We start from the raw sequence: 12,283 nt of genomic DNA, 5'->3' as shown, positions 1-12,283 counted from the left end.
CCGCCGGCCGTCGTCGGCTCCGCCGGCCCGGGGCGGTCGGCGCACCGGGGCGGGAATTCCGGGGTGGACCGGTGGCCGGGGGCGGGGCGGTGCGGAATGCTGGCGGGATGGCAGAGCCGGAACTGGTGGACGTGGTCGTGGTCGGGCTCGGCGTGGGCGGCGAGGAGGTGGCCGGGCGACTCGCCGAGGCCGGCCTCAGCGTCGTCGGCGTCGAACGGGACCTGGTCGGCGGGGAGTGCCCGTACTGGGGCTGCGTCCCCAGCAAGATGATGATCCGGGCGGCGAACGCCCTGGCCGAGGCCCGCCGGGTCGACGGGCTGGCCGGGTCGGCGCAGGTCCGCGCCGACTGGGCCCCGGTGGCGAAGCGCATCCGGGAGGAGGCCACCGACACCTGGAACGACCGGGCCGCGGTGGACCGGTTCACCGGCAAGGGCGGCCGGTTCCTGCGCGGCAGCGGCCGACTCGACGGCCCCGGCCGGGTCCGGGTCGGCGACCAGGTGTTCCAGGCCCGGCACGGCATCGTCCTCGGCACCGGCACCCGCCCGTCGATCGCGCCGATCGACGGGCTGGCCGGCACGCCGTACTGGACGAACCACCAGGCGATCGAGGTGGCGGAACTGCCGGCGAGCCTGCTGGTCCTCGGCGGTGGGGCGATCGGGGCGGAACTGGCGCAGGTCTTCGCCCGGTTCGGGGTCGCGGTGACCGTGCTGGAGGCGTCCGGCCGGATCCTCGCCCTGGAGGAACCGGAATCGTCCGAGGTGGCCGCCGCCGCGCTGCGCGCCGACGGGGTGGAGATCGCCACCGAGGTCCGGGCCGACCGGGTCGAGCACGACGGCGACACGTTCACCGTGCACGCCGGTGACCGGTCGTTCAGCGCCGAGAAACTGCTGGTGGTCACCGGCCGCCGGGCCCACCTGGACGAACTGGGGCTGGACACCGTCGGGATCGACGCCGGGCAGCGTTACCTGCCCGTTGACGACCGGATGCACGTCACCGACGGGATCTGGGCGGTCGGCGACGTGACAGGCGAGGGCGCGTTCACCCACATCGCCATGTACCAGGCGTCGATCGTGGTCGCCGACGTGCTCGACCGGGTCCGGCGGGCCGAGGCCGGCCCCGACGCCAGCGGCACCGCCAGCGTGGTCGGTGGCGCCATGGGCGCGGCCAGCGCCGTCGGGGGTTCGATGGGCGCGGCCGGCCCGAGCGGCGCAGCCGGCACCGTGCCCCGCGCCGACTACCGGGCACTGCCCCGGGTCACCTTCACCGACCCCGAGGTGGGCGCGGTCGGGCTCACCGAACGGCAGGCCCGCGAGCGGGGCATCAACGTGCAGGTCGGGTTCACCGAGCTGTCGTCGTCCACCCGGGGCTGGATCCACAAGAGCGAGCCGGGCGGCTTCATCAAGGTGATCGCCGACGCCGACCAGGGGGTGCTGATCGGGGCGACCTCGGTCGGCCCCGCCGGGGGCGAGGTGCTCTCGGCGCTGGTGGTGGCGGTGCACGCGGCCGTACCGGTCAGCCAGCTCCGGCACATGATCTACGCGTACCCGACGTTCCACCGGGCCATCCAGAGCGCCCTGGACGATCTGAGCTGAACCCGGCGCACCGGCCGGCCCGGCTCACCGCCGCGCCGGCCGGCCCGCCCGCATCCGGTGCCCCCGCCCGGCGGTACGCCCGGCCGGGACCGCTGCGTGGCCCCTGATCGCGCGGTGGCCGGGGGCGGGCCGACTCACTCGCCGTGGCGGCCGGCACCGGCAGCGAAGCGGGCCGCGCCGGCCGGCGCGTCGGACGCGAGCGAGTCCATCCCGTAGGCGAGCTCGATGGCGAGCGCCTCCGGTTCGGGCCGGCCCTCCCCGGCCAGCACCGACGCCCGGTCGTTGCGCAGGCAGGTCTGCGGATGCCCGGCGATCTCGGCGGCCAGCCGTTCGGCCGCCGTCCGTGCCTCACCCGGCGCGACCACCCGGTTCACCAACCCCATCGCGTACGCCTCGTCGGCGGGCACCGGACGGCCGGTGAGGATCAGGTCCATCGCCCGGCTCCGGCCGATCAGCCGGGGCAGCCGTACGGTGCCGCCATCGATCAGCGGCACCCCCCAGCGTCGGCAGAACACCCCGAACACCGCGTCCGACTCGGCGACCCGCAGATCGCACCAGAGCGCCAGCTCCAGGCCGCCGGCCACCGCGTACCCGGAGATCGCCGCGATGACCGGCTTGGACAGTGCCATCCGGGTCGGACCCATCGGGCCGTCGCCGTCGGGCTCGACCCGGTTGCCGCTCGGCGTGCCGATGGCCTTGAGGTCGGCGCCCGAGCAGAACGTGCCGCCCGCGCCCCACAGCACCGCGACCCGGGCTTCGGGGTCGGCCTCGAACGCGCGGAACGCGTCGGCGAGCGCCCGCGCGGTCGGCCCGTCGACGGCGTTGCGGGACGCCGCCCGGTCGAGGATCACCGTGGTCACCGCCCCGTCCCGGACAACATGCACCGCCATCCGCCCAGCATCCCGCACGCACGGGGTTGGCGGGGGGCTGGCGTGCGGTGTCCGGGGCAGGGTGATGCCGCTACCTGGCCGCCGTTGAGTGGATCTCCGAGTGACCGGGCGACGGGCGCGACGGTGGGGGTCGGGTGGGTCAGGGCCGGGGTGGGTCAGGGGCGGTCGGCGACCCGGGTGAGGAAGGAGCGCCAGGCGGTGGGGGTGAAGGTCAGGGCGGGGCCGGCGGGGTCCTTGGAGTCGCGTACGGCGATCATCCCGGGCAGGTTGTCGGCCACCTCGACGCAGTTTCCGCCGTTGCCGCTGCTGCGGGTGCTCTTGCGCCAGCGGGCGTGGTTCAGTTCCATGTCTGGGCCACCTTCGTGATCAGATCGACGGACTGCCGGTGGGACAACGCCTCGCCGCGCACGTTCTCCCACGCTGTCATCATGGCGGCGAGGTCATCGAGATCGCTAATCACCTGCCCCTGTAGCTGGTTGTCGAGGTAGCCGGCCATCCGGTGCTCGGGGTTGGTGGCGATCACGAAGGGCCCGTTGAGGCCGGCGTACTCGCCGACGGTGGCCGGCACGACGTGCACCCGGACGTGCGGTTGGTCGCAGGCCGTGGCGAGGGCGAGCAGTTGTTCGTGCATGGTCTGCCGGCCGCCGACCGGCCGGTGCAGGACCGTCTCGTCGAGCACCACCGTGAGCTGCGGCGGATCGTCGCGTTTCAGGATGGACTGGCGGGCCAGCCGGGCCGTGAGGTGCCGGTCGACGTCGCCCCGGGGCAGGGTGCCGGCCCCCAGCAGGACGGCCCGGGCGTACGCCTCGGTCTGGAGAAGACCGGGGACCACGGTGGACTCGAATGAGCGCAGCGACAGCGCGTCGCGTTCGATCTCCTGCCAGGGACGGAACCACACCGGCTCACGACGTCTCGAAGTGTCCGGCCAAATGTCTACGATGTCCCGCCGCAGTGCCTCCGCTGCGGCCACCCGGTGCCGGGCATGTGGTATCCGCCCCTCACTCAGCCAGCGACCCACCGTCTTGGGATCGACACCGACCCGCTCGGCGAGAGATTCGGCGGTGTAGCCGGTTTCGTTGAGTGCCGCGCGCAGCGCATCGTTCACGACTCCTCCATTGGACGTCTCAGATTTCCGCTTACCATACGCCTACGCGGTGTATCTGTCCGACCACGAAGAGACAAGCTGTGGCGGAGGGCGGCGCGACCGGTGGAGGTGAGGGAACCCGGTGGTCGACGTCCAGCCCGGGGCCGCCCCACCGAGGACGGGTGGGGCGGCCCCGATCCACCCGGAAGGAGACCACAGTGCGACACCGCTGCCCGCACCACAGCCGACCACACCGCCGACCGGACGCCCCGACCCGTCGCCCGTCCGGACGGCCTCCGTCCTGCCTGGACCCGTCCGGGCGGCCCTTGTTCTGGCGGTCCCTGTCCGGGCGGTCCCTGTCCGGGCGGTCGTCATCCGGGTGGCTTCCGTCCTGGTGGCTGCTGTTGCGGCGGGGCCTGCGGCTGTTCCGGCTGGGCCTGCGGCGTGGGGTGTCGGCGTGAGCCGGGCGGGCCGACCGCACCTGCCGATGCGCCCGCTGTGGCGGTGCCGGGGCTGCGGCGCGGAGTGGCCGTGCCAACCCGCCCGGCTCGCCCTGCTGGTGGAGTACCGCGAGGACCGGACCGGCCTGCTCGTCTACCTGAGCACCCTGATGGCGGAGGCAGGTGCGCAACTCTCCCAGCTCAACGGGCACGTCGTCCCCGAGAACCTGACGGCCCGGTTTCTCGGCTGGGCCCGAGCGCGGGGATCGTCCTGACCCCGTCCGCTGGGCCGCGGCCTCCCCGGGTCCGTCCGTCGGCGCTGGTGGGGCGATGGTGCGGTGTCCGGGAGGCGTTTGTACCGCTACCTGGCCGTCGTTGGGTCGATCGAGCCGGGGAGCACCGGATTGGTGCCGGTCGCCCGGTTTGCGACCCGGTCAGCCGGGAAGTCGGACAGGGTGCGAGCGTTGATGACGAAACTCGAACAGGCCACCGCACTGGACCGTACCGGCGACCGGTTGCAGCGTGCCGTCCAGGCGACCCTGCGCCCGCAGCGGGTACGCGATCTGCTGCACGGCGTCTTCCTGGGCCATCCGCTGCACCCGGCGATGGTGCAGGTGCCGGTCGGGGCCTGGATCAGCGCCGCAGTGGTCGACCTGCTCCCCGGCCAGCGTCGGGCGGCCACCACGCTGGTCGCGCTGGGCACCGTGAGCGCGGTTCCCGCCGCCGTGGCCGGGCTCAACGACTGGGCGGAACTCTCCCGGGACCAGCGCCGGGTGGGGCTGGTCCACGCCGCCGCCAACACCGTCGGCCTGACCCTCTACGCCGGTTCCCTCGCGGCCCGGTTGACCGGCCGGCACGGCGTCGGGCGGGCGCTGGCCTACCTGGGGCTGGGCGCGGCGAGCGCCGGGGCGTACCTCGGCGGGCACCTGGCGTACAAGCAGGGGGCGCAGGTCAGTCAGAGCGTCTCCGAGCTGCACCGGATGGGCGACGGGTGGCGGCCGGTGGCCGACCTGGCCGGGCTGCCGCAACGCAAGCTGGTGACCCGCGAGGTGGACGACGTCTCGGTGATCCTCTACCGGCACGGCGACGAGGTCACCGTCATGTTGGAGCGCTGCCCGCACCAGAGCGGCCCGCTCGGCGAGGGCGAGGTGCAGGAGATCGACGGGCACGCCTGCGTGGTCTGCCCCTGGCACGGCTCAGCGTTCCGGCTCAACGGCGGCGAGGTCGTTCACGGCCCCTCCGCCACCGACCAGCAGATCCTCCCCACCCGCGTGGTCGACGGCACCCTCCAAACCCGCCTCCCCTAGCCGTCTGCCCAGGTGTGAAAGCTCGTAGCGGGGGATGGAAACCCTGAAGTGTTCGTGCGGGCTCTGTCGATGACCGGGGCGAGTGGTGGTAGCGGATCACGCCGGACGGCTGAGCGAAGGACCCGGCGAAGCTCTGCCGGGCGATGTGGTGCTGACGTCCGCCCCGGGCCAGCCGGCCCTGGGTAGCGCGGCATACTTCAAACCAACAATGGCAAATACACGATGTGGTCCATTCTAGCCGGCACGCCTAACGAGCCGCCAAAACTCGCGGACGCGATCGTCTTCGTTGTCACTATCCAGCAGGAGAGCAGGCGGTCGAAGGAAGCGCAAGCGAGACTTGGAGGGCCCACCTGCCTGTAACGATTCAAGCTCAACGACTTCGGCCTGCTTCATCGCCCTCACGAAGTCAGCCCACGTGCCGGTGCCAAATATGCGACTCCAGCGCTCCTTGTCGGTGTTGTGCTGCAGGGTGGCATCGGTTATAACGATCGAATCGACGCGGTCCTCCATTTTTCGCAGAAAGAAGCGGACTGCTTCGACGAGTTGACTGTCTTGCTGTTCTTCTTGCTGCACGGGTAGTGCAACACCCAGCCGGTGAAGTGCTGCCACGACATCTCGTGGTGCCTCCGCAAATGTCTCGGCCGTTAGGATTTGTGAGACGTGTTCAGGGTTGATACCTGATAGTGAGGCCAGCACCTCGCCAGTTCCCTGAACTTTTAGGGTATCGATGGTCGTGTCCTGAATTGCCAGACGCCACGGACCGGCGGGCGGCAGACTCAGGATGCCGAAGTGGCACCGCACGAGCTTTGTGGATTCGCATGAGACACCGCGAAGGTCCAGTGTGTCGAACACTGCCTCTTCTATGATCTCGTTGTCCAGCCGGCCGGATTCGCGGGCAAGTTCTGCCCACAAAGATCCGATATTTGACCTAAAAGCGGTCACTCGATCTGTTGATAGCTGCGCTGACCGGCCGCCCGCCGAACGCAGCAAATCTCGTATCTCAGACTGCGCCGTTCGGACAACACTGGCTACTGTGGCGGCACGCCACTGGGCTTTGCTCAGTGTCTGGTAGACGGTCTCAACTCCGCCGTCGGTTAGCTGACGCAGGATTGCTCCTGCGAGGAACTCATCGTAGAACAGCTCATGCTGGAAGGCGAAGCGGCGCTCCTTCATATCTGAATTGGTCGATACGGCCAATCCGCACAAGACGGAAAGGCGATTCGTCAAGCCTCGGCGGCTCTCTAGGTCATCGTTATTGATGGCGATCTGGGTTGCATAGCGGAGCTCTTCTATCGTTACCTCGCGCTCGTGTTGCTCCGCCATCAGGTCGGCAAGGTTCTCGAACATTTGCCTTAGCTCGTCGCGGCTAAGGAGCGCGTCTCGGGCACCCGCCGGACCCAAAAGCTTAGCTTCCTCCCGAATCAGATACTGCTCCAAAAGTCGCTCGGGAAGTGGCCTGGATAGAGCGCCGGCCCGAGAAATTCGTCGGTCTTCAACGAACACGCGGGCAAAGAAGGGCAGGCGCAGGAGCTTCTTGTCGTTTTCGCCCAGTCCGAGTAGGTCACGCGGACTGAGTCCGTGAGACTGCAGGTAATCCAGGACCTGCCCGGTGCTCCACCTTTGCAGTTCAGCGACGTGATGCGCCACCGCTAGGTCGGAAATCCCCGAGTTTTGTCTCAGGCTAGATCGATACTGATTCAGATAGTACGAGGACCGCGCGGATACAACAATTGCCCCACGTCCCCTAAGGCTCTCGATCCACCACCTCAGGGAACCCAGGGCATCCTGGTAGCCGACGCCGCCAAGCAACTCATCGAAACCATCGATCAGAAGCACCATCAACCCATTGCGACTCAGTGTGCGCACGGTGGCTTCTGTAAGATTTTTTGTCGCCGCAACCGCAGCCTGAACAACCGTCTGCAGGCTGTCGAGTACCTGCCCCGTGGAGCGGACGTAGAGGAACAAGGGGAGATGGTCGATTGGCCCAGAGTCGTCTTCGACCTGGCGAGCACGTTCTAGTGCTGCCTTGACGAGGGTGCGTGTTTTGCCAATGCCTGCCTCTCCCGTCATGAAATAGATATGCGTCTGCCCGGAGACCGTCTTGATTCCGTCGTCAAGGCGCTGCCGTAGCTGTTCGAAGTTCAGTCGCTCCGGCTGTTGTGTTCCGTGCAGATCTGCTAGGCGGATTTCAGGCTCGATGGAAGTCTCGATTTCTTGTGACCAGCCCAGCGTCGTTGCTTCCTCCGTTGAAAGCCGTGCCTCAAATTCTTCGAGCTGCTGCCGAATCCGCCTGGCGACCATTGGCCAATTCGCAAGCTCGCGTAAGAAGTAGGAGTAGGGCTGCCAGGTTCCGTCCGCAGAACGCCATTGGCGTTGTCCGTCGACTTCAATACGGAAGCTGTCAATTCTCTCTTCGTTGCTGTCGGCTACCTCTCGGAGCCAGATGAAGGTCACGCTACCATTGGTGTCGAAGTGATGATGAGGCTCGAAGTCGCGGTCCCGGAATCCGGATAGGTCTTCCCGTAGTTCTGAAATGAAATTCGAGACTGTCCGGTCTTCGCGCACGGTAGACAGTGAGGTCGATAGCGCCAAGATGAGGTGCTCGTCCCTTAGGTCCAATCGGACCGGGTGGGGGCCCGGTCGAATGAAGACTGGAACCCCGCCCGTGTACTGCGCGTAGAAGCACCAATTTCCGGAAGCGTCCACGCATATGAATGGCCATAAGGTTAGTTTGACGTCGGGCCATACGAAATTCAGTTCCGTGTAGGAGTGTTCGCCGCTTTGTGTCGACTCGGCTGCGTCGGAAAGGAAGCTGTATATTGCGGCAGAAGTGGATTTGGTTGCCGCTTGAGTTTGCATGAGGAGTTCGTCAGCATGAATTCCGACCGGCACTGGTCCGCCGTGACTCAAGTGGTTGCGCAGCCTTTCCAGTGTATGAAAGGCTGTGGATGGGTCCTTGTAACTCTGTTGCACCTGGAGTACTTGTGACACTAGATCGAAGATCTTGCGTTCGGCTTTTCCTCTGCCCCCTGAGCGGATCTCGGTACCAAGTAAGGACGCGGTGCGACGGAGAAAGGCAATCCAGGTGCCAAATCCGGGCGCGCGGCTGAGGTTGACTTGCTCCGGGTCTGCGCCACGCAGGAGGCTGGCCGCGCATAGCGTCACGAACCGAAGCTGAAAGTCGAGCAGGGCGAGATCTTCGTGGAGGCTGGGCTGTTCTCGATGGTAATGCGCTTCGACGACGCGGTACCGCTCGATGCACGACTGCATGCCGCTGCACGCTCCAAGGGAAGTTGGCGAAGACTACGGATGCTCTTCGGTCGACCCGGCGCTCTGGCCGAACCAGTTGGGTTTAGCGGGAGGCGAAATAAAGAACTTACCTACTGAGCGACCATGGTCGCAACGGTCCGCACGGCCCGAGCCGTGTCGGGAAAAGGGCTAGGCGCTGTATTTTCGATCATGATTTCGCCCGTTAAGCATTCTCTAGGCGCGAGGTGATCTCGCGAGCGCCTGAGCGGGCTGTGCTGGCAGCGTTGTTCCCGTCGCAGCTAGCTGCTGGCCGTTTGCCAACGGCGATCGTCGGCACCCTCCAGGCCACCTTCCCCGACCCACCCGCTCCCGCCTTAAACCGCCCGCCCCCGCAATTTGACGGTTGATCAAGAGGTTTGCGTCAAAGTTGATCTCCAACTTGACGCAAACCTCTTGATCACTTGACGCAAAGCTCTTGATCGCCGGGGCGAGCCTGCCGGGGCGGCCCTGCCGGGGGGAGACGGGTCGGACCGGGGTGGGCCGGGGTGGAGCGCGGGGGGCGAGGGGGAGTCGGGTCAGTCGCGGCGGTGGCGGCCGGTTACCAGGTCTCGGGCGGCGGAGGCGCGGCTGCCCATCGAACGGCCCGGGGTACGACCGGTGGTGGTGCGGCTGGTGGACATCCGGGCGGCGGCGATCCGGGCGGCCGAGGTGCGGCCGGCGGTCACCCGGACGGGGCGGCGACGCAGGCCGAGCACCGCACCGATCTGTGCGCCGACGATGCTTGCCACGGCCAGTACCGCCGACACGGCCAGCGGCCTGTTGATCGCGTCGGCCGGGGTGGCCCGGGACGCCCCGGCGGCCATCGCCGGTGGCACGCCGACCGGCCGTTCGGCCGGGGGCTGGGCGGTCTGCGGGGTGGCCGTCCGTGGGGTGGCCGGCCCGATCTTCCCCGGCTTCGGGGTGGCCGGACCGGTCGGCTTCGAGGCGGCGGGCCCGGTCGGCTTGCCCGGGGTGGAAGGCGCACCCTGGTGCTGCGGGTCGGCCTGGCCACCGGGGGTGGTGGCGGACGGGCGCGGGGACGGCTTGCGGGGCGTGTTCGGGACCAGGTGGCCGCTGGCGTGCCGACGGGCACCCGTGTCGTCGGCCTCGGTGGGGAGCTTGATGAGCTGACCCGGCCGGATCCGGTCGGCGTCGTGCAGGTCGTTGAGTCGGGCCACCTCGGGGTAGCGGTCGAAGTCGTCCAGGTAGCGTTCGGCGACCTCACCCAGGTAGTCGCCCCGGGCCACCCGGTACACCGGCTTCGCGGCCGGCTTCTCGGCACCGGGGACAGGACCGAGGCCGGTACCGGGGACGGCACCGAGGACGGCGCCACCGATGCCGGCGCTGGGGGCGGCGCCCAGGCCGGTACGGGAGGTGTCCAGCGTCGTCGCCACCCCGGTGCCGGCGGCGGCCGGCATCGGCTGGGTCAGGGTCACCGCCGCGCTCGCCGCCGGGCTGGCCGCGATGATCAGCGCGACCGAGCCCAGCAGGGCCGCCGCCGCCCGCTGCTGCCGGCGCATACCGGGCAGCCGGGGCGTCTGCCGGCGGGTCAGCTGGGCACCGATCTCCACCAGTACCGAGAAGGTGAACGTCGCCCAGCCGAACCAGCCGACCAGCGCGAGCGCCCGGATGAAGAGCTGCCCGTCGTCCCGGCTGGTCAGTACGGTGCCGACCTCGGTGAGGGTGGGCAGGTGGTCGGGCAGCGGGTTGCCGGCGAAGGCGAGCAGCGCCACCGGTGCGCCGACCAGCAACGCCATCAGGACCACCAGTGATCCGAAGCCGGTGAGCAACTGGCCGGTACGTCGGGCGGTGGAGCCACGCGGTGTGGTCATGCTGCCCTCCTTCCTACGGTCGGCCGGTGCGGGGGCACCGGGTGCGTGGGCCGACGGGTCCGCCGGGCCAGCGGGTTCATGGTCGGTCGGTGAGGGTGCGGGCGGTCGCCTCGCCGGCGACGGTGACGGTGCGGTCCATGCCGATCAGACCGAGCAGGTGCCGGCGGTAGACGACGGTGACGCGTACCCTGATCTGCTTCTCGCCGGCGACCACCGGGAAGCTGACCTGCTGGCCGGTCACGTCGGAGTTGCCCCGCAGGTACTGCGCGACGGCCGCGCGGGCACCCGGCTCGTCGATCACCTTGGGCCGGCCTTCGATGGCGGCGGCCCGGTCGATCACCTGGCCGCCGCTGCGGGCCGCCTCGGCGGCCAGGTCGTCGGCGCGTTGCAGGGTACGCAGTTGGCCCGCGCCGTCGTACGCGACACCGATGATCGCCAGCACGCCGATCATGGTGACGGCCAGGAACAGGCTGATCCGGCCCTCGTCACCGGTGGGGCGGGCGGTCACTGCCGGCTCCGGTAACGGTCCAGTGGGGAGCCGAAGGTGGCCTCGACCCGCTTGTCGCCCATCGGCAGGCCGGGGAAGCGCATCCCGGCGAAGGAGACCGTGCAGCTCACCCGGACCCAGATGCTCACCGGTTCGCCGAGTTGCTGCCGGAACGCCGTGCTCAGCGACGTGTGGTCGGAGTTGCGGGTGGAACCCCAGACCGTGACCTGGGGTGCGCTGGCGCAGTTGAGGCCCCGCCAGTCGAGCTGACGGCGGGCGGCCGACCGGGCGGCGCTCTCCGCCGTGCCGGCGTCGCGGGCGATCGAGGCGGCCCGCGCGGCGTCGTGCGCCGCCGCCTCCACCGCCTCGTCGGCCACCGCGACCCGGCCGGCCACCCCGGCCAGCATCAGCAGCGCCAGGAAGGCCGGGGCCAGCACCGCCACCTCCACCGACACCGATCCCCGGGTACGCCCCGCCGCCCGGTCCACCGACACGTCGTCCCGGTGACGCCCGGCGGGCCGCCCGATTATCCCGTCGGGGTAGCCGGGTCGCGGGGTGGGGACGACGGCCCGGTCGCCCCGGACCCGCCGTCGGGCGGGTCGGGTCAGCACGTCGCGCCAGGTGCGCCGGGGCGGGTGGGCGGTCACGGGGTGGTCCACCGTTCGACGGTGCCGTGGGCGGTCTGCCGGACGTCGAACCGGACGGCCGGGATGACGCTCAGGGACTTCCCGGTGACCGTGCAGGTCACCTCGGTCGCGGTGGTGGCGCAGGTGGTCTTCGCGCCGACCAGCCAGTCCCCGGCGGCACCCAGGAAGTGTTTGGCGCGGGCCTCACCCGCCCCGGCCGGCGCCTCCAGGACCCGCTGCGCGTTCACCCCGCTCTGGGCGGCGTGCATCGCCGTCGACCGGGCCACGAACCAGGCGGCGATCTGGACGGAGCCGAAGAGCAGCACCAGCACCGCCGGCATCACCACGGCCAGCTCCACGGGGTTGGCCCCCCGGTCCGTACCCCCGGCGGTGAGCCGGCGGTGGGCGGCCCGGCCGGTGGCACGCAGCCGGGCCGGCACGGCACGCCCGGCGTCGGGTGCACGCCGGGGTGCGCGCCGGGACCGGGCGGTGGGGGCCGTCCGGTCCCGGCGCGAGATGGCCAGGGGGATGCGGGTCACGGGTTCGCGATGCTGTTCATCCAGTTGGTGGCCTTGGTCAACACGATGCCGGTGACGGCGGCCCCGGCCACCACCAGACCGGCGATGATCACGGCGGTCGGGACGGGGCTGTCGCCCCGATCCGCCTCGCGGCGTAGCTCGGCCAGGCGGGCCACGGTGGCCACGTAGAGGAAGGTGACGAGGTGCATGGCGGGACTC

Annotated in this window: 12 protein-coding genes; 3 read left to right on the top strand and 9 right to left on the bottom strand. The window is 69.8% G+C overall.

Annotated features, from left to right (window positions below):
* The first annotated feature begins 107 nt into the window (after window positions 1–107).
* Complete coding sequence (locus tag ACWCHM_RS27395) at window positions 108–1,592, top strand: dihydrolipoyl dehydrogenase family protein (protein ID WP_421489686.1); 1,485 nt, start codon at window positions 108–110, stop codon at window positions 1,590–1,592.
* A 134-nt stretch (window positions 1,593–1,726) separates the two neighbouring features.
* Here the strand turns inward: ACWCHM_RS27395 and ACWCHM_RS27390 are convergent, their stop codons facing one another.
* The 3 genes from ACWCHM_RS27390 to ACWCHM_RS27380 form a co-directional block, all read right to left on the bottom strand.
* Window positions 1,727–2,482: a crotonase/enoyl-CoA hydratase family protein gene (locus ACWCHM_RS27390; RefSeq protein ID WP_454220395.1), complete on the bottom strand. Its 756-nt coding sequence runs from the start codon at window positions 2,480–2,482 to the stop codon at window positions 1,727–1,729.
* 155 nt (window positions 2,483–2,637) lie between these two features.
* The gene (locus ACWCHM_RS27385; RefSeq protein WP_454220394.1) at window positions 2,638–2,829 is read right to left on the bottom strand and encodes a DUF397 domain-containing protein; all 192 of its coding nucleotides are present in this window, start codon (window positions 2,827–2,829) and stop codon (window positions 2,638–2,640) included.
* Complete coding sequence (locus tag ACWCHM_RS27380; RefSeq protein ID WP_281901360.1) at window positions 2,820–3,587, bottom strand: helix-turn-helix domain-containing protein; 768 nt, start codon at window positions 3,585–3,587, stop codon at window positions 2,820–2,822. The genes ACWCHM_RS27385 and ACWCHM_RS27380 overlap by 10 nt, the downstream gene beginning before the upstream one ends.
* Window positions 3,588–4,023: 436 nt before the next feature.
* On the opposite strand from ACWCHM_RS27380, the gene ACWCHM_RS27375 reads away from it, so the two are divergent.
* A complete protein-coding gene (locus ACWCHM_RS27375; RefSeq protein ID WP_308447882.1) occupies window positions 4,024–4,281 on the top strand; it encodes a flavin reductase in 258 nt (85 codons plus the stop codon).
* Between the two features lie 192 nt (window positions 4,282–4,473).
* Window positions 4,474–5,313 carry a Rieske 2Fe-2S domain-containing protein gene (locus tag ACWCHM_RS27370; protein ID WP_239485277.1) on the top strand — a complete coding sequence of 280 codons (840 nt, stop codon included), beginning with the start codon at window positions 4,474–4,476 and terminating at the stop codon, window positions 5,311–5,313.
* Between the two features lie 234 nt (window positions 5,314–5,547).
* On the opposite strand, the gene ACWCHM_RS27365 is transcribed toward ACWCHM_RS27370, so the two are convergent.
* The 6 genes from ACWCHM_RS27365 to ACWCHM_RS27340 all read right to left on the bottom strand — a co-directional run bounded on the left by ACWCHM_RS27365 (window position 5,548) and on the right by ACWCHM_RS27340 (window position 12,273).
* Window positions 5,548–8,583, bottom strand: a complete 3,036-nt coding sequence (locus ACWCHM_RS27365) for an NACHT domain-containing protein (protein ID WP_454220392.1) — start codon at window positions 8,581–8,583, stop codon at window positions 5,548–5,550.
* A 554-nt stretch (window positions 8,584–9,137) separates the two neighbouring features.
* Window positions 9,138–10,433 (bottom strand): LysM peptidoglycan-binding domain-containing protein, encoded by a 1,296-nt coding sequence (locus ACWCHM_RS27360; protein WP_454220391.1) that lies wholly within the window; start codon window positions 10,431–10,433, stop codon window positions 9,138–9,140.
* Between the two features lie 76 nt (window positions 10,434–10,509).
* Window positions 10,510–10,884 carry a hypothetical protein gene (locus tag ACWCHM_RS27355; RefSeq protein ID WP_239485392.1) on the bottom strand — a complete coding sequence of 125 codons (375 nt, stop codon included), beginning with the start codon at window positions 10,882–10,884 and terminating at the stop codon, window positions 10,510–10,512.
* 53 nt (window positions 10,885–10,937) lie between these two features.
* Window positions 10,938–11,408 carry a TadE/TadG family type IV pilus assembly protein gene (locus ACWCHM_RS27350; RefSeq protein WP_307821229.1) on the bottom strand — a complete coding sequence of 157 codons (471 nt, stop codon included), beginning with the start codon at window positions 11,406–11,408 and terminating at the stop codon, window positions 10,938–10,940.
* A gap of 155 nt (window positions 11,409–11,563) precedes the next feature.
* Entirely contained in the window at window positions 11,564–11,986 is a 423-nt protein-coding gene (locus tag ACWCHM_RS27345; RefSeq protein WP_454223193.1) for a TadE family protein, read from the bottom strand.
* A 95-nt stretch (window positions 11,987–12,081) separates the two neighbouring features.
* A complete protein-coding gene (locus ACWCHM_RS27340; protein ID WP_204958555.1) occupies window positions 12,082–12,273 on the bottom strand; it encodes a hypothetical protein in 192 nt (63 codons plus the stop codon).
* Window positions 12,274–12,283 lie beyond the last annotated feature (10 nt).

The organism is Micromonospora sp. SCSIO 07396, assembly GCF_053667945.1.
Note: the sequence above shows the minus strand (reverse complement) of the source record. Positions and strands in the feature narration are given on the sequence as shown.